The following is a 21,647-nucleotide window of genomic DNA, read 5'->3' as shown; positions in this document are numbered from 1 at the left end:
AAAATCAGCTTTTTAAGACAACTTATCGATATGGCGGCACAGAATGGTTAGTTCAGGTGCTGTCGATAGAGGGCAAAAGCCTGGTGCAGTGTCCAGCCCAGCCAGACGAAATCGGCGATCAGCAGCAGCGCGGCAAGGGGGGTTAATATCGGTAGCCATAAGGCGATCAGTAAGCCGCAAAGCGCGGTGCAATGGAGCCACCACTGACGTTTGGAACGGTCGGTGGAGATCAGCTGCTTCATGTTGGGTAGGGTCAACAGTTTCTCAGGCTGGGTCAGGCATTGCCGCTGTAGATGCAGATAGAGCAGGAAAGGCACTATCTTCTGCAGCATTCCGAAAATAACCGCCAGCAGGCCGCCAAAACCGAACAGAATCGCACTCAGTTCGGCCAGTGGCAACCGGTTCGGTAGTTCGGGCCAGCCCAGGGTCGCCAGATTGACCAGCATCGACAGCGCGATGCAACCCAGCGCCAACTGCCAGAAGCGTATCGTGTAGTCGAGAAGCTTGCGCCGCCGTCGTGCCAGGTGGTGGGCCGCCAGAGCGCAGTACCCCAGTACCAGCAGTTTGCTCAATGCCATCATCAGCACCGCAGCGATCCCGTCCAGCGCCGTACCCAACAGCAGACTGAGCAACAGCGCCGCCGGTAGCCAGCGCTGCACCCGAGCGGGAAAATCCGGCGCGACATGGAACATCGGGATAACCTGGAAACTGACCCCGACAACCAGCAGCAGGCCCCAGCCCTGGATTCCCCAGAGTGCATGTTGGTCGGTGGTCAGGATGGGGGCCAGGGGGGCGGTCTGTGGACTGCTGCGCCACCACAGCAGGATTACCCCGGCGAGCAGGGTAATCAGCAGGCAGAACGCCGCCAGCCGGATTGCGACCAGGGTATGACCCGCCGGCCGAATCTTGATCAAAGCCTGTAGCAGCCGAAAAATGAACAAGCCGAAGCCGAAAATAAAGGCGCTCAGGGTCAGACTGAATAGGATCGGGCCTGGAAACAGAAATGTCAGCGACAGCAGCAGCGTGCCGATGCTGATGCATCCGCGTACCAGTAACGCCTGGGGTCGACTCAATGGAATCGGTTGCGAACTGACTACCGGCATCACCTGGCATAGCGCACCCAGCATGATCTGGGCGGCAAAACCGAGGGTGAGTAGGTGCACCAGCGCCAGTGCCGCCGGCTCCCAGCGTGCCGTCAGGGCCTGGGGTTGGAACAACAGCACCAGACCGGCCAGCACACCGAATAAGGGGGCGGTGGCAAAAAAACCGTAGGGGATGCTCAGGGGCGGGATGTTGTCGAAATTCAGCCCGTCGGTTCTCATTCTATCCTTAGACTCACTCGCATGGGCCGGCGGCGCTGACCAGTCGGGCCAGCGCTTCCGGGTCGGCATTCTCTCCCGGCCAAATCTGGATCAGCACCTGTTGGAGCTGCTGTTGGCAGCGGTGATGGTAGCCGCTTAACGCCAGCATTTCGAACAGGGGGTAAGGGGTGCGCCGGTGGATTACCTGTAGTCGATGGCCGGCTGGAAGTTGGCACAGCGCTTTGAAAACTTCCAGCAGGGGTTCTGGTGGTTCCAGTTCACTTACGTCCAGCTCGATGGGGGCGAGCCGGTCGGGATCTAGCATTGCTGCATCTCGCTGAGGGTGCCGTCGGGATCGGGCAACGCACGCACCGACATCGGATAGAGGATCTGTTCCTCCTTCATGTTGTGCTGTTGCATCAGGATCATCAGCGTTTCGCTGGCGCCGAGCAGGGTGTCGGCATCTTTGTCCTGCAGCGCCTGTCCAACCTGGCTGAACAGCTGACGCATCTGATCGTGCTCCATGCGCATGACCGACGTGGGGCCAGCGGTACTGCCGGTAGCCTGTTCAAAAGCGGGGAAAAGGACCTGCTCCTCCATCGAAAAATGATGCTCAATCGCCTGCTGGAATTCACTCCAGCCCTGCTGCGCGGCGTCCCACTGACCTTGGCTAACGGCTTCTTCCGCCTGGTTGAAAAACTCGTCGCAACGGCGATGATCGGAGGTCATAAATTCGCTGATGGATGTCATGTGTAGCTGTCCCAAAAAATATATAGATGTCGCTGGAGACGATTATGGACGCTACGTTTTCAGTTCAGCATTGATCTACGTCAGTTGCGTCGACCAGCGCATCGCGGTGCGGGTTGGGCTGGGAGGAGGACGTGAAATATCACCACTGAGTAGTCCGCCCAATAGTTGAGCAAACTGCTGCTGGGACAGCTTGACCAGCTCGGTATTGTCACCATCTTCAAGGTAAACCCGGGGAACCCGGAACAGTCGCTGATCTACCACCATGTCGAGATTAAAGGGTTGTCCCAGACCTGGAATTCCGCAGGGCGTGGCATCCTGAAAAATCTCTTTGAGTTGGGCCGGTTCGATCTCACGGAAGTTTTCGTCGGTGAGTTGTCCGAGTTTGTTCAGATCGAGCAGATGGGAAGCCGGCAGCAATACCATCAATAGCTGGCCGGGGTAGTTGATCGACTCGACGATGCTGGAGCGTGCCAGTTCGGCTAGCGGAATCGCTGCTGCCTGGGCAGCTTCGGCAGCAATGGCGGTCGGTTTGTGCTTGAGGATATGGTAATCAACATGATGATTGCTGAGGAATTCACTCATTGGTATCGGCATCGCCATGATCTCACCTCCGATTTGGGCCGGCTCTCAATGCACCGATTCTTATATAGACCAACTGCTCTGATCGAAACTTGAGATCTATTCAATTGCCTTGATCGAATAATTCCGAGTGGTGGGGGTCGAAGACAATGGCTAGCGCCTCGAATGGTTTCTCGAGCGGCTTCGCAGTAGGCGGCCGTTCGATAAACTAGGATAGGGTATCCGCGCTAGACTGAGCACAGCCATTCGCAGAGGTAAGGTGATGATAGAAGGGCTCGAAAAATTGCTGGCAAAGGGAACGGACAGCGCCGAATTGAGGTTCGGGCTTGGCAGCGCTTATCTGAAGCAGAACCAGCTGCAACAGGCGATCGAACACTTGACGCGCTGTGTGGAGCAAAAACCGGACTACTCCGCCGGTTGGAAACTCCTGGGTAAGGCCTACTTCAAGGCTGAGCAACCGCAGCAGGCGATGGACAGCTATCAACAGGGTATCCGTGTGGCCGAGGCCCAGGGGGATGTGCAGGCGGTTAAGGAAATGCAGGTCTTTTTGAAACGTCTGCAGCGATAGCCATTAACCAAGCGCAGGTTCACGAGTCTGTCGACTTCGGTTAGCCGCTTTCCGGTCGGGGCGCTATAATCGTTTTCCTTTAATTATCTGCCCTTTAGATCTTTGGGAGCCGGCTGCATGAATGGACCCGCAACAACCTCCGAGTACGATATCGTCATTGTCGGCGCCGGGATGGTCGGCGCTGCCCTGGCGGCTGCCCTGGCACCAACCGGCCTGAAGCTGTTGCTGCTGGAAGCCAACCGTCCGGAACCGTTCAGCAGCGATCAGCCCCATGACTTGCGGGTCTCTGCCATCAGCCCCGCCTCGGAGAACTTTATCCGTCATATCGGCGCCTGGCAGGGGGTCGAGCAGCGACGCTTATGCCCGTACAAGCGGATGCGGGTGTGGGAGACCTCCGGACAGGGGGATACCCGGTTTGATTGTGCCGATATCGATCAGCCGGTACTTGGGCATATCGTCGAAAATCGCATTCTGCAGTTGGCGCTATGGGAGCAGATCGAGCACTGCGACACTATCGAGCTTCGTTGTCCGGTGCGGGTTGAACGGTTGCTCTACCAGCCCGATCAGGGCAAAACCCAGCTTAGCTGCGACGATGGCAGCCAGCTGCGATGTCGGCTGCTGGTGGCTGCCGATGGCGGCTTTTCCTGGGTTCGGCAACAGGTCGGTATCGGGGTGCATAACTGGTCTATTCGCAACAGGCACTGGTTGCTTACGTCAAGACGCGTTACCCGCAACAGGATATCACCTGGCAGCGGTTTGTCCCGGCAGGTCCGCAGGCCTTTTTACCGCTGAGCGGTCCCTACGGTTCGGTGGTCTGGTACAACCGGCCGGAAGAAGTGGCAAGGTTAAAGACGCTCAATCCGGATCGGTTTATGGAAGAACTTCATGCCGCTTTCCCATCCGAGCTGGGTGAGCTGGAGCAGCTGTTGGGTCGTGCCAGTTTCCCGCTACGCAGCCAGTATGCATTGGACTATGTCAAACCCGGGGTGGCGCTGGTCGGGGATGCGGCCCATATGATCCATCCGCTGGCCGGGCAGGGGGTCAATATCGGCTTGCTGGATGCGGCTGAACTGGCGCAGCAGATCGGTGATGCCGTTCAGGGCGGTCAGGATTGGAGTGCGTTGCAGGTTCTACAGCGGTATCAGCATGCCCGCAAACAGCACAACCTGATCATGATGGGCGGGATGGACATGATCTGTCGTTGTTTCAGCAATGATCAAATGCCGTTGAAGCTGCTTCGTAATCTGGGTCTGGGGTTGGCACAGCGGGTCACGCCGGCGCGTAACCTGGCCATGAAGTTTGCCATGGGGCTGGACGGTAAGTTTCCACGTCTAACCCAGCCGGAAGGCAAAGCCTGACGGCGCGCTTGCCGATTGTCAGCAAGATCGAAACCCTGGTTGAAGGGGCCGTGATTCAGGCATTGCGGTAATAACCTTATTAACGGAAACGAAAAAGGGCGGCCCAAGGGCCGCCCTTTTTGATGCTGTGCTTGGACAGCGACTTAAACAACGACGCGTTAGCGTGAACGAGCCGGTGCCGCACGAACGCCGCTGGCGGCGGCCGGCTTGGCCTTGGCAGCGGGTTTGGCCGCTGCGGCTTTGGGCTCGGCTTTTGGGGCTTCAGCCTTTTTCTCTACGGCCTTCTTCGGGGCGGCCTTCTTGGCAGCCGGCTTGGCGGCGGCACGCTTGACCGGCTTCTTGGTGGTAGCGTTCTGAGCGGCCTTCTCGGTCACTGTTGCAATGGCATCAGCGACGGTCGGCTTAGGCGCGGCCTTTTTAGTGGCGGTCTTCGCGGCTGCTTTTTTAGGTGCAGCCTTCGGGGCGGATTCCTTGGTAACTGTTTCAGCCTTGGCTGCCGGTTTGGCGGCAGGCTTCTTGGCAGCCGGAGCGGCCTTCTTGGCCGGAGCCGCGGCTTTCTTCGGTGCGGCCTTCTTGGCAGCCGGTTTGGCGGCCGGGGTAGCAACCGGGGCTGCAGCAGCCGGTGTCAGACTTTCGGTGACGGCCTTAAAACGCTCGCCGACTTCTTTCAGACCGGCTTCGACATTGTAGAGTTCGTTGATCCGCTCCATGCTGTCGCTGTAGCTGCTGCTGAGGACGTTTTCGACCCCATCGCGCAGTTCGTTCAGGGTTGCCAGGTTTTGGTTGGCCATGCCGTTGAACTGATCTTCGAACGACTTGGCCGCTTCAAAAGAGAGTTCGGTCACGCGCTGGGCGCTTTGGGTTGAGGTCAGCGACTGAACCTGCTTGATGCTGGTGCTGATGCACACCTTCAGGTAGTCAGCCTGGGCGTTGGCGATCTGCTCTACGGCTTTGCGGTTGAGTTCGGCCAGTTCCACCAGAGGCTGGAGACTGGACTTGACGTTTTCCATGGTTGATTCGTACATGTACGTGCTCCATCATCAAGCGATTAATTTAAAACCTGTTTTTCTGCATTGCGTACCCGCTACAACCTTAACCGGGATGTATCAAACCGAACGGTTCGAATGACTTGTTGCAATGCAGCAAAGATGCTGGTGACTATAAATTGAGCAGCGCCGTATTGTCAATGGTTTATGCGGCGGTGCAGCAAAGGAATTTTACCCCTGTTCTATGACATTGTTGGTTTGGTTTGATGACGCCATTCCGCCTTCGAATTAAGGAGCCGATTGCTTTGGATACTGTATTGATCACCGGCTGTTCCTCCGGCATCGGTTTGCGCAGTGCCGAACGTTTGCGCGATGCCGGGTATCGGGTGTTGGCCAGCGCCCGACAAGCGGCAGACGTTGAGCGCTTGCAGCAGCTGGGATTCGAGGCGCACCCGCTTGATCTGGATTGTTCGGACTCCATTGCGCAGGCGGTTGCCTGGGTGAAAGAGCGCAGTGGCGGCAACTTGGATGCGCTGTTCCATAACGGCGCCTACGGCCAACCCGGGGCGCTGGAGGACCTGAGTCGTGATGCGCTGCGGCAACAGTTTGAAACTAACCTGTTCGGCTGGCATGAACTGACCTGTGCGATTCTGCCGATGATGCGGGCACGGGGGCAGGGGCGGATTGTGCTCAATTCATCGGTACTGGGGTTGGTATGTATGCCTTATCGCGGGGCTTACAACGCCTCCAAGTTTGCCCTTGAAGCGATGGCCGACACGCTGCGGATGGAGCTCAACGGCAGCGGTATCGATATTGTGCTGATTGAACCGGGGCCGATAGACAGCTGCTTTCGGGAAAACGCCCGTCGTGCCTTCCTGCGATACATCGATCCCGAGCAGAGTGTCCATGCCCAGGCTTATGCGGCGATGGACGCGCGGTTGACCAAACCCGGCCTGAGTGGCCGTTTTACGCTGCCTGCCGATGCCGTGGCCGATAAGCTGTTGGCGGCGTTACAGGCAAGGCGGCCGAAAACACGTTACTATGTCACTACACCTACCTATGTATTTGCTTTCCTGAAGCGGGTGCTGCCCACGACCCTACTGGATCGCATCCTCAGCCGGGGCTAACCAAGACCCGGATACAAGATTGACGACAAGACCTGGATACAGATAAGGACAACGATGAGCCAAGCCAGCGTTAACGCCTCCGAGGCCCTGACTCCCCATAACAGTTTCGAATTTGAGCGTAGCCAGACGATCGCATCCCTGGGCATTGACGTGGCCGAATACCGCCACCGTGTCACCGGTGCCAAGCACTACCATATCGCCTCGGAAAATACCGAGAACGTCTTTCTGGTGGCGTTGCGCACCATTCCGGAAGACTCCACCGGTGTAGCCCATATTCTGGAACACACCAGCCTGTGCGGCAGTGAGAAATATCCGGTTCGTGATCCGTTCTTTATGATGACCCGGCGCTCGCTCAATACCTTTATGAACGCCTTTACCAGCTCCGACTGGACCGCTTATCCGTTTGCCAGCCAGAACCGTAAAGACTTCTTCAATCTGCTGGATGTGTATCTGGATGCGGTATTCTTCACCCGCCTGGACGAGCTCGACTTTGCTCAGGAAGGCCATCGGATCGAGTTTGAAGAGGAGGGCAATCCCGACTCGCCGCTGGTCTACAAAGGGGTGGTGTTCAACGAGATGAAGGGGGCGATGAGTTCCCCGGTCAGCCTGTTGTGGCAAACCCTGACCAAACATCTGTTCCCGACCACAACCTACCATTTCAACAGTGGTGGAGACCCGGAGGTAATTCCGAGCCTGAGCTATGACGAGCTCAAATCGTTCTATCGCAGTCACTATCACCCCAGCAATGCGATCTTTATGAGCTTCGGCGACTTGCCGGCGGCCGAGCTGCAGCAGCGGTTTGAACAGCAGGCGCTGGCTCGTTTCGAGGCGCAGCCACTCGATATCGGTGTGCCGGATGAGCAGCGTTACTATGCGCCGGTACGGGTCGAAGAGGCCTACGCCCTCGAAGATGAAGACAGCAGTGCCAAGACCCATGTGGTGCTGGGTTGGCTGCTGGGCAACAGCACCGACTTGGAGCAGCTGCTCGAAGCCCACCTGCTGTCACGGGTGCTGCTCGATAACAGCGCCTCGCCGCTGCGGTTCGCGCTGGAGTCCACCGAGCTGGGCAATGCGCCTTCTCCCTTATGCGGTTTGGAAGATTCCAACCGCGAGATGAGCTTTATGTGCGGCCTGGAAGGCACCGAGCCGGAGCAGTCGGATGCGATCGAAGCCATGGTGCTCAAGGTGCTGGGACAGGTGGCCGAGCAGGGCGTTGAACAGTCACAGCTGGAAGCGGCGCTGCACCAGTTGGAGCTGAGCCAGCGTGAAATCGGTGGTGACGGCTACCCCTACGGCCTGCAGTTGATGCTGGGTGGCTTGGGTGCGGCGATTCACCGCGGCGACCCGGTCGCGGCGATCAACCTCGATCCGGTACTGGAGTCGTTGCATGAAAAGATCCGACAGCCGAACTATGTCCAACAGCTGGTTCAGCGCTTACTGCTGGACAACCAGCACCGGGTAAGGCTGACGCTGCGTCCTGATAACGGCTTGTCCAAGCGACGTGATCAGGGTGAGGCCGACAAGCTGGCGGCGATCAAGTCGTCGCTGAGCGATGAACAGAAACAGTGGCTGCTGGACCGTGCAGCGGCGTTGAAAGAGCGTCAGAACCAACAGGATGATGAGAGCGTCCTGCCCCGGGTTGGGCTGGACGACGTGCCCGAGCAGATCCGCATTCCCGAGGGCGAGCAGGCTGAGCTGAGCTGCGGTCGGCGGGTGTTTTATGGTCGCGGCACCAATGGCCTGGTTTATCAGCAACTGCTGGTTGAGCTGCCGCAGTTGACCGACGAGCAGCAGCAACTGCTGCCGTATTACACCAGCTGTATGACCGAACTGGGTTGTGGCGAGCTGAGCTACCAGCAGGCTCAGGCCTGGCAGGCGCAGGTCAGCGGTGGCATCAGCGCCTATACCAGCGTTCGCGGGGCTATCGATGACGAACAGCAGGTTAAGGGCTATCTGACCCTGTCCGGTAAGGCCCTGTTGGATAATGTCGATGCGCTGGCCGAGTTGATGGCCACCACCTTTAATGGGTTGCGGTTTGACGAGCACGCCAAAATTCGCGAGTTGATGGCACAAAAACTGGCCCGCAAGCAACAGAGCATCACCGGTAGCGGTCATGCCCTGGCGATGATGGCAGCCAGCAGCGGCTACAGCCCGTCGGCTCGGCTAAGTGAACGTCAGCAGGGGCTCGAGAGTATCCGGCACCTGAAGCAACTCGATGCCCAGCTCAACGACGCGACCCAGTTACAGCAGTTTGCCGGTCAGCTGGCCGAACTGCATTCGCTGTTGCTGAAAGCGCCGCGCCACTATCTGGTGGTGGCTGAGCCGAGCAAGCGCGACGACTGTGATGAGGCGCTGCTGCAGCATTGGCAGAACCTCGATAGCAAAGACTTCATCCCCTTCGCGTTACCGCAGTCCCGCAGCCAGGTGCGTCAGGCCTGGGGGACCAATACCCAGGTTAACTTCTGTGCCCGTTCCTATGCCACTGTGCCGGTTGAGCATGAGGATGCGGCGGCGCTGACGGTGCTCGGTGATTTCCTGCGCAATGGTTTCCTGCATCGGGCGATCCGGGAACAGGGTGGAGCCTACGGCTCCGGTGCCAGCCAAGACTCAGCCAATGCCTGCTTCCGTTTCTTCTCCTACCGTGACCCTCGGCTGGAAGAGACGATGCAGGACTTTGAGGCGTCGATCGACTGGCTGATTCAACAGGATCATGCCGACAACCGGCTGGAGGAGGCGATTCTGGGCGTAGTCAGCAATATCGATAAGCCCGGTTCGCCGGCCGGCGAAGCCAAGCAGGCTTATCATAGTGCGCTGTTCGGTCGGACCCCGGCACAGCGACAGGCCTTCCGGGCGCGAATTCTGAAGGTGAGCGTTGAGGATCTGAAGCGGGTCGCGGCGACCTACCTCAGTGGCCAACCCTGCAGCGAAGCGGTGGTGACCGATCCCCAGCAGGCGGAGACACTGGCAGACCAGGGATTCGAGCTGTGTAAAATCTGATAGCCCAGGCTCTTACCGGAGACAGGATAGGGTGCAGCGAGCTTATTCGCTGTACGAGTCCTGCTCCGGACTGAGCGGGGCTGGATCACGCTTGGCGTGCTTTTGCAGATACATCTGCTTGTCGGCTTCGGCCAACAATAGCTGGGCGTTATTGTGGCGGCTTGTATCCAGCTCAACCACGCCGTAACTGAAGCTGAGGCTGTAGGCTTTACAGAGATCCTCTTTGATCTGCCGTAGTTGTTGCTCCAGCCGCTGCATCAGTTCCAAGGATTCGTTGGCTTCACACTGCGGCAGAACCAACAGGAATTCATCCCCACCGAGCCGTGTGGCGATATCCGCCTCGCGGATCGATTCGGCCAAGACCTTACTGAACGTTTTAATCAGCCAGTCACCTTCGGCGTGCCCATATCGGTCATTGGCCTGCTTGAGACCATCCAGGTCCAGATAGCAGACGGTTAACGGGTTGTGATATCGCTGGGCATTGGCGAAGGCTTTTTCCAGCATCAACAGTCCGGTCCGGCGATTGATCAACTGGGTCATCGCGTCGATGCTGGCATGGTGCTCGATGATTTTCTGGGCTCTCTTGATATCGCTGACATCGGTGAAGCCAATGATATAAACCTCTCGGCCGCGAAGATCCGACTGCCTGACCGATGCCAGCATCTCCAGGGTTTGACCTAGGGGGTTATCGAGCACGATTTCGGCTTCGTCGATCTGCTCCTCCAACCGCAGGCGTTCCAGAAAGACTTGGTTGCTTGAGTGCGAATTGGGGAGGAAGGCGTCAAGTTTATGCCGTCCCGGTTTTTTGGTGTCCAACCCCAGGTCCTTGAGCATGCGCTGGTTGCCGACCACGATACTCAGATCCCTGGCATCAACCAGCAACATCCCCGTGGGGGTGGCTGAGAACAGTTTCTCCAGATCGCGATAGCGTTTCCTGAGACTGTTCATGGTCTGTTCGACCCGTCGGGCGGCCGGTGAAAAGATATAAAAGACCTCGATTACCAGAACCAACAATGTGGCGACGAACAGAAAGACCTCGAACAGCTGAATGCGTTTGACCTTGTTGGCGGCTTCTTCGGCGTACAGGAAGACGATCTCGTTCATTGCTTCAAGAAAGACCGCCTCGTTTCGCTGAATATTCAGCAATGCCACGATGGACTCAGCATGGCTGATATCCGGATCGAGCAGATTGCTGACATCGCTGAGAATGGCTTCGTAGGTCGGTTGAATCGCATCAAAACGCGCTTGTATCTCATCGCTGTTGCGACCAGGCAGGCCGACGCTCTCGTCACCGAACTGCAGACCCTGCTGGGTCTTCACCCAGAGCCGGGTAGCATCACGAAGCTCCTGTCGATGACTCTCCTTGATGCTCGTTCCGGTCGCTTGAACCAGGTTGACGCTGCTTTTGGCGATCTTCTGGCTCAGCATGCGCTGACGGCCAGCCAGGTTGATAATGTCGGAATCACTCTCCTGCGCCGCGATCAACAACTGCAGGCTCAGCTGTGACACGGTGATCAGCAACGCGATCATCGACAGGGCAAAGATGTAGCGCTTGCGAAGTTGTTTGGCGGTAATAAACCTCGAACTGCGAATCATCGGATTGGGGTTCCTGGCGAGGTGACGACTGTTAGTGATTATAGGAGAAGCAGTTTCCAGCTATTTAACCCTATCGACGGCCAGGGTCAATCGCCTTAACTTGCATCAACTATCAGTTTTAGCTAATGAATCAACGGTTTAATATCCCGCTCCCGTGCTGCTTGTGGGTGGAAGCCGATAAAGAAGCTGACTAAGGTAACGGGATGAACAAGGAAAGAGCCTCTTAGTGGCTCCTATCAATACGTTGGGAGATAGATCATGGCAGATCCAATCAAGGTTTCCGGGCGGTGCTTATGCGGTGCCGTGGCCGTCGCGGTGCAACAGGTTGATCCTTCAGTCAGCAGCTGCCACTGCCGCATGTGCCGTCGTTGGGGTGGCGGGCCGCTACACGCGCTGGATTGCGGTGCTGACGTGGCGTTCACCGGTGTCGATCATATTGCGACCTTCGACTCGTCAGAGTGGGCTGAACGTGGTTTCTGTCGCGATTGTGGCACCCATCTGTTCTACCGAATCAAGGCATCCGGCCAGTATATTCTGCCGGTCGGGCTGTTGGATGACGAACCGTCCTGGCAGCTGCAGGCGCAGATCTTCGTGGATGAGAAACCGGCTTATTACAACTTTGCCGAATCGACCAAAATGATGACCGGTGCCGAGGTTTTTGCGATGTACGCGCCGCCCGAGATCGATGATAACGGGGCCGGATAGGCAGCTCCGTCACCTATGCTTGTCCAGTCTCGTCGAGCATGTGATCGCCCCGATGATGCGGTCGAGCCTGACGGACTAGGCGTTCGGGTTACTCCGAGGCGTCACCCTGATCAGCCGGGCTCAACAGGGCTTTGGCCCAGTCGGGAACCGGGTGCTCGGGGTGGCTTTGGCGCCAGCGCTCCAGTTCTTTCCTGACTTGGGTTATCTCACCGGCTTCCAGTTGTGCCTTGATCTGCGCCAGCCATTGGTCGGCAGTTAGCTGGGAGAGGGATTCGGCTTGCAGGCTCGCCGCCGGTGTCGCTAGTGTGCCCGCCTGAGGGACACTGGTGGACTGAACGCTGTCCATCAGAGTTGCCGCGCGCTCGTTGGTTTCGGATTGGTACTGTTGGGCTTGTTTCTTCTCTTTACTGAGCAAGGTAGCGGCTCGATCGCGTTCCGGCTGTTTGGCACTGAGGCTTGAGCGCTGCTGCCGAACCATCGCTTGTGGCGTATCGGCTTGCTGCAGCTCGATCGGCAACTCAGACGATAATTCTGACGGCGACTCAGACAATTGCGGTGTCGCTTCCATTTCTGCCATGGGGGCCAAGTCCATCAAGGATTCCGTCCTTTGTTGGGGGCTTGTGGTAACGGCCGGGGTTGGGGGCGCTTTGGATTGAGCGGGTAATTCGGGGGCCGACTCGCGGGCCGATTCGGGGGCAAAGACCGGCAACGGGCCCTGAAACTGGTCCTGAGTGGTCATAAACAGCGTCGTCGACAGTAAGATCAGGGCCGCACCGGCAAAGGGGACGGACCAGCGTCGGATCCTTTTATCAGCGGATGTCGGCCGCTGCGGGCCGGTACCCAGTTCCCGTTTGGCCGCCGCGAGAATCGCCTGATCAGTCGCAGGGCTGATTGCCGGAGATTCCTCACGGGAGGCGCCGTAGAGGGCTGACAGGTCATCCATTTCATCGAGCGGGTCCGACCCGTTTCCGTGTTGCGTTGGGTGACTCATGACTCCTCCAGCCCGGCTCTGAGCTTCTTAACCGCATAGCGAAGCCGACTTTTGATGGTATCGAAACTATCGCCGGTTACCGTGGCGATTTCGTTGACGCTGAGCCCGGCTTCCTCTTTCAACAGAAAGGCTTCCCGCTGCGCCGCCGGCAGGGTAGCGATTAGTGCCAGCAGCCGGTCGAGCTGTTGATCCCGGCAGGCTTGGCGTGCCGGCTCCAACTGCTCCGATTCGATCAGGGCATCGGGGTCGGCTTGTTGATAGGACTCGGGCAAGCTGCGGGACTGCTTGCGGTAGTGATCGACCAGTACACTTCGGACCAGCGTCCACAGATAGGTCCGAAACAGGGCCTGCGGCTGATAACGCTGGCGTGCGCCGATCAGCCGCAGGAAGGCTTCCTGCAACAGTTCTTCGGCAATCTGATCACCGGCCTGGCGACGATAGAAACGCACTACAGCTGCTTTGTGGCGGCCGTAGAGGGCTTCAAAGGCCGCGTAATCGCCGTCGCGATAGGCCTGCATCAGGGTTTCATCCGTGGTCTGGGTATCCATGAACGCAGAGACTACCTCAAATCGGCACGTAAGGGTTGATCCAGGTCGCTCGCCAATCCCAGCAGGCGGACGAACTCGGCACGGTAACCGTAATGATCCTCTCCCAAGGCCTGACGGGCCAGTTGCTGACTTTGCTGGAAACTCCAATCTTGCATCGACTCGACCCCGCGAGCGTACTGGGCCGCACCGGCTACGGCAGCACTCCAGCGCAGATTATCGCTCTCGGTGCCGACTGCTTTCAGCTGATCGCGATAGATCGGTTGGCTGATCAGGGTGCTGCGCGACTGGCCGGGCAGTTTGTAGCGTAACTTCAGATAGGCCAGCTCGTTGCTATATAAGGTTTCAGTGTCGTTGCCGCCGGTGGTCGGGCTCTGAGTCGATGCTTGACGATAACGACGCTGCGGATTGAGTCTGGCTGGACTGTCGTGGGTGATCAGTTCGTACAGCGCGGTGACCCGGTGACCGGCGCCGATATCACCGGCGTCCTTGCGGTCGTCGTTGAATTCATGATGCTCCAGGTGGCGGGTTTCATAGCCGAGCAGACGGTATTCGGATACCACCGCCGGGTTGAACTCGATCTGTGCTTTAACGTCCTTGGCGATCGTCATCAGGGTGCCGCTCATGCCGTCAACCAGATGCTTCTTGGCCTCGATGGCCGAGTCGATATAGGCGGCGGTTCCGTTGCCGGTTTCAGCCAGGGTGTTCATCAACTCATCGCGGATATTGCCCCGACCCAGAGTCATCACCGACAGGGACACGTCGGACTCGCGCTCTTTCTCGATCAACCGCTTCAACTCATCGGTGTTGCGGGTGCCGACATTGAAATCGCCGTCGGATACCAGGATTACCCGTGAGATGGCGCCGTCGGTGTGATGTTGTTTGGCGGTGTTGTAGGCCAGTCGGATACCGGCACCACCGGCGGTCGATCCACCGGCACGTAACCGATCCAGGGCAGCGATAATTTTGGTTTTGTCAGTGCCGTCGGTAGGCTCCAGCACCAGTCCGGCAGCACCGGCATAAACGGTGATCGCGACCCGATCCTGAGGACGTAACTGGCGGGTCAGCATCTTCAGCGCGTTGACCGCCAGCGGCAGCTTGTTGGGAGCATGCATAGAGCCGGACACATCGATCAGGTAGGTCAGGTTCAAGGGAGGTAGATCGGCCTTGTCGACCTCGTAGCCCTGCAAACCGATCGATAGCAACATCCGATCCTGATCCCAGGGTGCGCGGGCCAGCTCGGTGGTGACACTGAACGGCTGTTGTTGGGATTCCGGACGTGGATAGTCATAGTCGAAGTAGTTCAGCCACTCTTCGGTGCGAACCGATTCGGGCCGGGGCAGTACACCCGAATTTAGGCTCTGGCGCGTCAGCGAATAACTGGCGGTATCCACATCGACGCCAAAGGTGCTGAGCGGATCGACCGCGGTGCTCTTGATCGGGTTGTCGCGGAATTCGGCATACTGCTCGGAATCGGCTTCGATTGGGTAGGGGGCGACAATCGGCAGCGGCACTGGGGGCGAATGCAGCGCATCGGTCGTGGCAATCTTACCCATCGTTGCCCGTGGCATAGCTTGAGGCAACGACTGCGCCAGCGCTTGTTGCGGGCTGGCTTGCAGCGACTCGGCTTCAAGCCGGGGCTGGGCAATGGCTTGCTGGTTGTACGATTGCTCCCGAAGTTCGCGCTTTCGTTCCAGCCGAGGTTGAGGCTTAGCGATCACGGGGAGGGCGGGTTGTACTTCGGCCGCCTTGTCAGCGCTCTGATGGCTGCCGGCCGGTTGCGCAGCTTGTGCTTGGCGTTGGGACTGGTCCGGCTCAACTGATACCGCTGTTTGATCTTGCCGGTCTCCGGCACAACCGCTGAGCAATACCAGACTGATAGTCAGGGCTAGCGGGGTTAGCTTGAAGTAGGAGTTTGAGGTCTCGGTTAGGCTATTCGCTTGATGATGAAAACTGTACATAGGAGCATCTCCTCGGTGGGTTTGCTCTTATAAACGCCAGGGTTTGGGAATTAGGTTTAACCAATCGTACATTTTTTGAAAAATCACTCCATACGGCCGAGGGCAGAGAAGAGACCGGCAATCAGTGTCGCTGTTAGCAGATCTGAAGCAATACTGATCGTACATATTGGCCATCAACAGGATGGGTTTGACCGCTACGGCTTAACTATCGGTATGGCTATTAGAAATAGCTTTTGTAGCTGTATGAGGTTTGTGTTCACCAGATAATTTGTTTAGATTGGTTTGAAAATGGAAGTTGTAATATTCACAAGGATTCGTGAATTATGTTTGAGGCCTCGCGAGAGCAGCCCTTCGACGGTGGTCTATTGTGCCTGGTTCTGATCGCCAGGTTTTATCAAGTTGCTGCTGACGCTAATCAGTTGGCACACCACTTCGGTCAGCACGACCGCCCCTTCGACTCAACCGATCTTGTACGGGCCGCCCGGCACCTAAAGCTTAAGGCTCGCTCGGTTCATCCCAAAACACAGCAACTGGAAAAAATTTCCCTACCTGCTATCGCTCAAAGCAAGCAGGGAGACTTTTTTCTGTTGGCGCGTGTTGGTGATGGAAAAGTGTTGATTCAAAATCCGACCAACAACAAGCCGAAAATATTGAGCCTGGATGAGTTCGAAGCGGTTTGGAATGGTGAGTTGATCCTTGTTACCCGGCGCTCAGTGCTTCCCGGCATGAGCGGGAAATTTGATATCAGTTGGTTCATTCCCTCAATTATCAAATACAAGAAACTCTTAATACAGGTACTGGTTGCTTCCTTCTTTATCCAGCTATTTGCGCTTATCACGCCGCTGTTCTTTCAGGTAATTATCGATAAGGTTCTGGTTCATCAAGGGCTGACTACGCTGGATGTGCTCTGTTTCGGTCTGATCGTGGTATCGATTTTCGATGTCGTACTCAATGGCCTTAGAACCTATGTGTTTTCACACACTACCAATCGGGTAGACGTAACCCTGGGGGCCAAGCTTTTTGACCATCTGATGCATCTGCCTATCGGGTATTTTGGTGCCCGGCGAGTAGGAGATACCGTTGCCCGTGTGCGCGAGCTGGATACCATTCGCAACTTTATCACCAGTTCCGCGCTAACTCTGGTGATCGATCTGTTCTTTACCGTCGTGTTCTTCGTGGTGATGTATTACTACAGCCCAACCCTGTGCTGGATCGTGCTGGGATCAATCCCCTTTTATGTGATTCTGTCAGCCTATATCACCCCGATTCTGCGTAGTCGTCTCAACGAAAAATTTAAACGGGGTGCGGAGAATCAAGCGTTTCTGGTGGAGTCCATCAGCGGCGTGGAGACCCTCAAATCAGGTCGCCGGGCTGATCAACAAAGTCGTTACCGTATTGATCTTATGGGTAGGCGCAACGCTGGTTATTGCCGGTAGCCTTAGCGTGGGGCAGTTGATTGCCTTTAATATGCTGGCCGGACGGGTCAGCGCCCCAATCTTACGACTCGTTCAACTGTGGCAGGAGTTCCAGCAGGCGGGCATCTCATTACAGCGTTTGGGGGATATTCTCAATACCGTGCGAGAGCCCGGTCATAACCCCAACCGCACCACACCGCCGCAACTTGCGGGGCGGGTTCTGTTGGAACACGTCACCTTCCGTTACCAGCCCGATCGCCCGGAAATCCTCAAAGATCTATCGCTTGAGGTCAAGGCGGGAGAGATCATCGGGATCGTCGGTAGGTCCGGTTCCGGCAAGAGCACCCTGACAAAACTGATCCAACGGCTGTATGTGCCTGAATCCGGTCGAGTTCTTATCGATGGTATCGATGTGGCGCAGATGGAACCGGCTTGGCTGCGACGCCAGGTGGGGGTTGTGCTGCAGGAGAACGTGCTGTTTAACCGTACCGTTAAGGACAACATCGCCTTGTCCGACCCGAGCTTGCCGATGGAGCGGGTCATTGAATCCGCTAAGCTGGCCGGTGCCCACGACTTTATCCTCGAATTACCGGAAGGCTACGACACCGTTGTCGGTGAGCACGGCGCCTCCCTGTCCGGCGGTCAGAAACAACGTATCGCCATCGCCCGGGCTTTGATTACCAACCCCCGTATCCTGATCTTTGACGAAGCCACCAGTGCCTTGGATTACGAATCGGAACGGATGATCCAGGACAATATGCGGGCAATCTGTCACAACCGTACCGTGTTTATTATCGCCCATCGATTATCCACGGTGAGAATGGCCGACCGTATTATCGTGGTCGATAAGGGAAGAATCGTTGAGGCGGGCAATCACGATCAGCTCCTTCAGCAACAGGGCTACTATGCCCGCCTGCACAACCATCAGAACCATATTCCAACGATCCGTCGCGTTAAGCCCGAATCAGAAGGAGGCGTCGCCTGATGGAAGTGTCTTCAGCACAGCAACATCGTGGGCAACAGGGCGGACAACAAGGGTCGGCCGAGAAAGCATCGCTCAATTCCCCTAAAAAGAAGGTCTTGAGTGCAAAAGAGATCCATGAGTTTTTACCGGCCGCGCTGGAGGTCGAACAAACCCCGGCATCATCGATGGGGCAGACTATTATCTGGGCGATTGTACTGCTGTTTGGAATCGCGGCCGCCTGGTCCTGGTTTGGGAAGGTTGATATCGTTGCCGTTGCCAGCGGCAAGGTCATACCCAGCGAACGGGTCAAACAGATCCAGCCGATCGAAACCGGATCAATCAAAGCCATCTATGTCGAAGAGGGGCAGTACGTAAATCAGGGTGACCCGCTGGTTGATCTGGACAATACCCTCCACCAAGCCGATAGCCGGCGCCTGGATACAGAACTGCAACAGCGCCAGCTTGAATCCCTAAGAATGGCGGTTTTTGAACAGTGGCTGGCAGCAAAGGAAAAAAGCACTGAATCACCGCCCCTGAATATCGACGCCGTCAGCCATCCACAAGCCAATATCCAGCGCCAACAGTATCTGCTGAATCAACAGGTGGCAGAAATCCATGCTCGGTTACAAAACCTGAACAACGAAATCAGACGCCAACAGGCTGAACAGCGAATGGCTGATGCAGAGATCGCCAAAAAACAGCGAATCATCCCGGTGCTGAAACAGCGAGTCGATGCGCTGGACCGACTACAACAGAAAAAATACGGTTCCCGTCTGCAGTATCTTGAACTGCAACAGGAACTGATCGAAGAAGAGCAGGACCTACTGGTCCAGCAAGCCCGCCTGAATCAGCTCAAAGCCTCGGTTGCCGCCACCCGCGCGCAGATCACAACCCTGATCTCCGAACAGCGCAAAAATAACCTGGCGCAAAAACAAGATATCGACCTGCAAATCGCTTCCCTTCAACAAGAATTGATCAAAGCCCGTCAACGCGCAAACCAACAGCGCCTGACCGCGCCGATTTCCGGCCATATCCAGCAGCTGGTCGTGCATACCGTAGGTGGTGTGGTAACCCCGGCCCAAGTGCTGATGCTGGTCGTGCCCAAGCAGAGCCAGCTGGAAGTGGAGGCCATGGTACTCAACAAAGATATCGGTTTTGTCGAAGAGGGCCAGGCTGCGGCGGTAAAAATCGACACTTTCAATTTCACTAAATACGGCCTGATAGAAGGTGAGATCAAAAAGATCTCAGAAGATGCGATTCAGGATGAAAATCTGGGGTTGGTCTACAGTGCCCGCGTCAAGCTAAATCAGGATAAGTTGAAAGTTGAGAATAAGTGGGTGCGCCTGTCGCCGGGAATGTCGGTAACCAGTGAAATTAAGACAGGGCAGCGGCGGTTGATTGAGTTCTTTTTATCGCCGCTGTTGCGATATCGGCAAGAGAGTGTAAGGGAAAGATAGATGTATGTATTGATTAATGATATTTCCCGAAAAATATATTATTTGTAACCTGATCCGATAGCAATTGTTAGTGTGGACGAAGCAATACCAGACCTAATCTTAATACAGGTTTTATTATATTCTCTTTAATGTTAATGAAATTTAATCCGTAAGATAGTCAGTTGAATGAAGTTAATAGATGATAGTAAATTTGTAGATGAGATAAAAAACACTGTATGGTCAGTAATTAAAGCAGATAACAGGTGAGTTTAGAAAGGAGCAGGGCATGAGGAACAATAGTGTTAAAATGTTAAGGTTTTTAAATATTATAAAAATAACCTCGATAATGTTATTTGTCATTATTTTGGCTCTTAGTTACATCTACTTTGGCGCGATATATCGTTACTATCTTAGTTATTCTTTGTGTAGTGAAAAATATGGAATATCGATCTACGAGAAGGTTGAAAATAATAAAGGATGGCTTGCCGATGATTACTTTCTTGCTTTAAACGCAGCGTTTATGTCTGGTGTTGGTTATGTTCGGTACAAAAAAGAAAGTGACTTTTGGGATATAAAATACAAGTCTGGTGATAAATTTAAACAAAGCTCATATTATACCAGTTTGGCTGACATTAACTCGATGCCAGTTTACAAATATAAAGCAGAGACAGTGTATATTGACGAATCTAAATTGATTGAAAATCATAGAATCCATATAGAGCGAATATCTGATAAGAAAATTCTTGCGGAGTTTAATAATTATGCAATTAGACTTCTAGATGAAAGCTCAATATTTTATATTGATCTACCATATATCACTTGCTCAGGTGGTTACTTGAATTCTTACAAAGAGTTAGAAAAAATTTTCGTCACAAAATAATTTTTCTTATTAAATGAGTAAGCATAAATAAAGGGAGTTAATATGCAACTTACAGATAAACAAGTTGAATCAGTAATGTTCTTGTATGAAAAGGCCAATGAAGCTTTTGGGCCTGCCTCATATCCAGAAGATAATCAAAACAATAGATTTAATGTTAAGGAAGGCCTCTTTCCTTATGATGATACAGGGCATGCAAACCTTGTAGCCAGAACACTTGATGATTTCTTATATCTTTCAGATGCTGTTGATGAGCAAGTAATTATAAACGAACTCGATAAAAGGGTAAATGAAACCCCCTCGCTCTTGGATGATTCGATAAAAGATATTCCAGCAATGGTCGCACTTGATATACAGATTCGTACTAAGTTGGCATCGAATAGTTTAATTAGTGATTTTAAAAATGGTTTGTGGCTTGAAGTTTCTCAAGACTACGATCCAAACTATGAAGCTTCTGGAAATACGATAGATGGGGACTACGACGGGATACCTAATTATGTAGATGAGTATCCAGATGGTTATTTTAAAACTGAAAATGTTCTAATAACCGGAGCTATTGAGCTATTATCTATAATGTTCCAAGCGCTAGATAGTGATTTTGATCCAGAAAGCACAATAGATGTTATAAAAAGCTCTGACAATCATGGCATAAAAAATGATTTAGCTGTAACTTTAGAAAAACTAGAAAATTTGTTTGGATTGCAAACTTCTTCATCAGCTTCAAATATAAACCATATTTTTGATAGGATAATTTCTATCGGAAAAGCGCTTGGTGCATATGAAGAAGGTGAACCAAAAGAATATAGGATTATTGACCTGTCAGGTTACTCTCAAAGTGATCTGATAGAACTAGTTAATTCTAGTGATGTAAATGAATCAGACGCTGCTAAATATGCAATACTTAATTTTAACGGTTTCATGATTACTGGAGATGTTATTTACAATGTGTCTAGTATAAGAACAGAAGGAGATCAGTTTGTTAAAGAAAACTATTGGTTAGACAAAACTGAGCAGTACATTGTTACTATGGGGGCTAATAAGTTAGATTCAGATAATTATTATAATAATGATCAGAATGAAGGTGATACTCTTTATATAGATTTTAAAAACAATAAAGAATTAAAGAATTTTATTACTTCTGATGATTTTGGTCAATTGGTTTTTGGAAACATTAATGGCGGTAAAATTGAAGGGAGTATGTCTTCAGATCGGCTTTATGGAGATATAGGTGTAGACTTCATTAAAGCAGGTGAAGGTTCAGATAAAGTCTATGCTGGTGATGGAAATGATGTTGTTTTTTCGAATGATCTCTACAATAACTCCGATGGTGTCGTAGATGAGTTGTTCGGAGGAAAAGGCGATGATTACTATTTCCTAGGCTCCGGAGATATAGCAAAAGATACCGAAGGTGCTGATATTTATTATGTCAACACTACAGCGTCAGAAACCGAACGTATTGTTATTGATGACGCCGATGGTTTTTGAAAACTC

At 54.2% G+C, this 21,647-nt stretch carries 19 protein-coding genes and 1 pseudogene; 11 read left to right on the top strand and 9 right to left on the bottom strand.

The features are described from left to right. Positions 1-47: 47 nt before the first annotated feature. From ACO05M_RS12695 to ACO05M_RS12680, 4 genes are all read right to left on the bottom strand, one after another. The gene (locus ACO05M_RS12695) at positions 48-1,322 is read right to left on the bottom strand and encodes a hypothetical protein (protein WP_421863364.1); all 1,275 of its coding nucleotides are present in this window, start codon (positions 1,320-1,322) and stop codon (positions 48-50) included. A gap of 13 nt (positions 1,323-1,335) precedes the next feature. Continuing rightward, positions 1,336-1,626: a DUF2249 domain-containing protein gene (locus ACO05M_RS12690; RefSeq protein ID WP_421863362.1), complete on the bottom strand. Its 291-nt coding sequence runs from the start codon at positions 1,624-1,626 to the stop codon at positions 1,336-1,338. Then, positions 1,620-2,051: a hemerythrin domain-containing protein gene (locus ACO05M_RS12685; RefSeq protein WP_421863359.1), complete on the bottom strand. Its 432-nt coding sequence runs from the start codon at positions 2,049-2,051 to the stop codon at positions 1,620-1,622. The genes ACO05M_RS12690 and ACO05M_RS12685 overlap by 7 nt, the downstream gene beginning before the upstream one ends. A gap of 75 nt (positions 2,052-2,126) precedes the next feature. Next, complete coding sequence (locus ACO05M_RS12680; RefSeq protein ID WP_421863356.1) at positions 2,127-2,651, bottom strand: aminoacyl-tRNA deacylase; 525 nt, start codon at positions 2,649-2,651, stop codon at positions 2,127-2,129. A gap of 241 nt (positions 2,652-2,892) precedes the next feature. Here ACO05M_RS12680 and ACO05M_RS12675 point away from each other — a divergent pair, with 241 nt between their 5' ends. The 3 genes from ACO05M_RS12675 to ACO05M_RS12665 all read left to right on the top strand — a co-directional run bounded on the left by ACO05M_RS12675 (position 2,893) and on the right by ACO05M_RS12665 (position 4,556). Next, positions 2,893-3,198: a tetratricopeptide repeat protein gene (locus tag ACO05M_RS12675; RefSeq protein WP_421863353.1), complete on the top strand. Its 306-nt coding sequence runs from the start codon at positions 2,893-2,895 to the stop codon at positions 3,196-3,198. 117 nt (positions 3,199-3,315) lie between these two features. Continuing rightward, positions 3,316-3,990, top strand: a complete 675-nt coding sequence (locus tag ACO05M_RS12670) for an FAD-dependent monooxygenase (protein ID WP_421863349.1) — start codon at positions 3,316-3,318, stop codon at positions 3,988-3,990. Further along, positions 3,879-4,556 (top strand): FAD-dependent monooxygenase, encoded by a 678-nt coding sequence (locus ACO05M_RS12665; RefSeq protein ID WP_421870741.1) that lies wholly within the window; start codon positions 3,879-3,881, stop codon positions 4,554-4,556. Before ACO05M_RS12670 ends, ACO05M_RS12665 begins: the two co-directional genes overlap by 112 nt. 158 nt (positions 4,557-4,714) lie before the next feature. On the opposite strand, the gene ACO05M_RS12660 is transcribed toward ACO05M_RS12665, so the two are convergent. Then, the gene (locus tag ACO05M_RS12660) at positions 4,715-5,581 is read right to left on the bottom strand and encodes a phasin family protein (protein WP_421863346.1); all 867 of its coding nucleotides are present in this window, start codon (positions 5,579-5,581) and stop codon (positions 4,715-4,717) included. A gap of 266 nt (positions 5,582-5,847) precedes the next feature. On the opposite strand from ACO05M_RS12660, the gene ACO05M_RS12655 reads away from it, so the two are divergent. Beyond that, positions 5,848-6,669: an SDR family oxidoreductase gene (locus ACO05M_RS12655; protein ID WP_421863343.1), complete on the top strand. Its 822-nt coding sequence runs from the start codon at positions 5,848-5,850 to the stop codon at positions 6,667-6,669. Between the two features lie 54 nt (positions 6,670-6,723). Further along, positions 6,724-9,666 carry an insulinase family protein gene (locus tag ACO05M_RS12650; protein ID WP_421863341.1) on the top strand — a complete coding sequence of 981 codons (2,943 nt, stop codon included), beginning with the start codon at positions 6,724-6,726 and terminating at the stop codon, positions 9,664-9,666. Positions 9,667-9,708: 42 nt separating this feature from the next. Here the strand turns inward: ACO05M_RS12650 and ACO05M_RS12645 are convergent, their stop codons facing one another. Continuing rightward, positions 9,709-11,262, bottom strand: coding sequence for a diguanylate cyclase domain-containing protein (locus tag ACO05M_RS12645; RefSeq protein ID WP_421863338.1), 1,554 nt, complete (start codon positions 11,260-11,262; stop codon positions 9,709-9,711). A 258-nt stretch (positions 11,263-11,520) separates the two neighbouring features. Here ACO05M_RS12645 and ACO05M_RS12640 point away from each other — a divergent pair, with 258 nt between their 5' ends. Then, positions 11,521-11,967: a GFA family protein gene (locus ACO05M_RS12640; protein WP_421863335.1), complete on the top strand. Its 447-nt coding sequence runs from the start codon at positions 11,521-11,523 to the stop codon at positions 11,965-11,967. 88 nt (positions 11,968-12,055) lie between these two features. Here the strand turns inward: ACO05M_RS12640 and ACO05M_RS12635 are convergent, their stop codons facing one another. Genes ACO05M_RS12635 through ACO05M_RS12625 form a run of 3 tightly spaced genes read right to left on the bottom strand, consistent with a single transcriptional unit; the run spans position 12,056 to position 15,464 of the window. Beyond that, positions 12,056-12,958 (bottom strand): hypothetical protein, encoded by a 903-nt coding sequence (locus ACO05M_RS12635; protein ID WP_421863332.1) that lies wholly within the window; start codon positions 12,956-12,958, stop codon positions 12,056-12,058. Then, positions 12,955-13,506, bottom strand: a complete 552-nt coding sequence (locus ACO05M_RS12630) for a sigma-70 family RNA polymerase sigma factor (protein WP_421863329.1) — start codon at positions 13,504-13,506, stop codon at positions 12,955-12,957. The genes ACO05M_RS12635 and ACO05M_RS12630 overlap by 4 nt, the downstream gene beginning before the upstream one ends. Before the next feature lie 11 nt (positions 13,507-13,517). Next, positions 13,518-15,464, bottom strand: a complete 1,947-nt coding sequence (locus tag ACO05M_RS12625) for a vWA domain-containing protein (protein ID WP_421863326.1) — start codon at positions 15,462-15,464, stop codon at positions 13,518-13,520. A 323-nt stretch (positions 15,465-15,787) separates the two neighbouring features. Between ACO05M_RS12625 and ACO05M_RS12620 the strand changes: the two are divergent. The 5 genes and pseudogenes from ACO05M_RS12620 to ACO05M_RS12600 all read left to right on the top strand — a co-directional run. Beyond that, positions 15,788-16,889: pseudogene (locus tag ACO05M_RS12620) on the top strand (ABC transporter transmembrane domain-containing protein); the annotation flags it as partial. Positions 16,890-16,907: 18 nt separating this feature from the next. After that, a complete protein-coding gene (locus ACO05M_RS12615; protein WP_421870738.1) occupies positions 16,908-17,864 on the top strand; it encodes an ATP-binding cassette domain-containing protein in 957 nt (318 codons plus the stop codon). Next, positions 17,864-19,300, top strand: a complete 1,437-nt coding sequence (locus ACO05M_RS12610; RefSeq protein ID WP_421863323.1) for an HlyD family type I secretion periplasmic adaptor subunit — start codon at positions 17,864-17,866, stop codon at positions 19,298-19,300. Before ACO05M_RS12615 ends, ACO05M_RS12610 begins: the two co-directional genes overlap by 1 nt. Positions 19,301-19,565: 265 nt before the next feature. Then, complete coding sequence (locus ACO05M_RS12605) at positions 19,566-20,159, top strand: hypothetical protein (protein WP_421863320.1); 594 nt, start codon at positions 19,566-19,568, stop codon at positions 20,157-20,159. Between the two features lie 42 nt (positions 20,160-20,201). After that, the gene (locus ACO05M_RS12600; protein WP_421863318.1) at positions 20,202-21,641 is read left to right on the top strand and encodes a hypothetical protein; all 1,440 of its coding nucleotides are present in this window, start codon (positions 20,202-20,204) and stop codon (positions 21,639-21,641) included. Positions 21,642-21,647 lie beyond the last annotated feature (6 nt).

The organism is Motiliproteus sp., assembly GCF_965230735.1.
Classification (GTDB): Bacteria; Pseudomonadota; Gammaproteobacteria; order Pseudomonadales; family Balneatricaceae; genus Motiliproteus.
This window is presented reverse-complemented; position numbering and strand designations above follow the sequence as displayed.

Coding starts and splice junctions, on each gene's coding strand:
- ACO05M_RS12695 (WP_421863364.1), bottom strand. CDS start 1,322: ATGAGAACCGACGGGCTGAATTTCGACAACATCCCGCCCCTGAGCATC.
- ACO05M_RS12690 (WP_421863362.1), bottom strand. CDS start 1,626: ATGCTAGATCCCGACCGGCTCGCCCCCATCGAGCTGGACGTAAGTGAA.
- ACO05M_RS12685 (WP_421863359.1), bottom strand. CDS start 2,051: ATGACATCCATCAGCGAATTTATGACCTCCGATCATCGCCGTTGCGAC.
- ACO05M_RS12680 (WP_421863356.1), bottom strand. CDS start 2,651: ATGGCGATGCCGATACCAATGAGTGAATTCCTCAGCAATCATCATGTT.
- ACO05M_RS12675 (WP_421863353.1), top strand. CDS start 2,893: ATGATAGAAGGGCTCGAAAAATTGCTGGCAAAGGGAACGGACAGCGCC.
- ACO05M_RS12670 (WP_421863349.1), top strand. CDS start 3,316: ATGAATGGACCCGCAACAACCTCCGAGTACGATATCGTCATTGTCGGC.
- ACO05M_RS12660 (WP_421863346.1), bottom strand. CDS start 5,581: ATGTACGAATCAACCATGGAAAACGTCAAGTCCAGTCTCCAGCCTCTG.
- ACO05M_RS12650 (WP_421863341.1), top strand. CDS start 6,724: ATGAGCCAAGCCAGCGTTAACGCCTCCGAGGCCCTGACTCCCCATAAC.
- ACO05M_RS12645 (WP_421863338.1), bottom strand. CDS start 11,262: ATGATTCGCAGTTCGAGGTTTATTACCGCCAAACAACTTCGCAAGCGC.
- ACO05M_RS12640 (WP_421863335.1), top strand. CDS start 11,521: ATGGCAGATCCAATCAAGGTTTCCGGGCGGTGCTTATGCGGTGCCGTG.
- ACO05M_RS12635 (WP_421863332.1), bottom strand. CDS start 12,958: ATGAGTCACCCAACGCAACACGGAAACGGGTCGGACCCGCTCGATGAA.
- ACO05M_RS12630 (WP_421863329.1), bottom strand. CDS start 13,506: ATGGATACCCAGACCACGGATGAAACCCTGATGCAGGCCTATCGCGAC.
- ACO05M_RS12625 (WP_421863326.1), bottom strand. CDS start 15,464: ATGTACAGTTTTCATCATCAAGCGAATAGCCTAACCGAGACCTCAAAC.
- ACO05M_RS12610 (WP_421863323.1), top strand. CDS start 17,864: ATGGAAGTGTCTTCAGCACAGCAACATCGTGGGCAACAGGGCGGACAA.
- ACO05M_RS12605 (WP_421863320.1), top strand. CDS start 19,566: ATGAGGAACAATAGTGTTAAAATGTTAAGGTTTTTAAATATTATAAAA.
- ACO05M_RS12600 (WP_421863318.1), top strand. CDS start 20,202: ATGCAACTTACAGATAAACAAGTTGAATCAGTAATGTTCTTGTATGAA.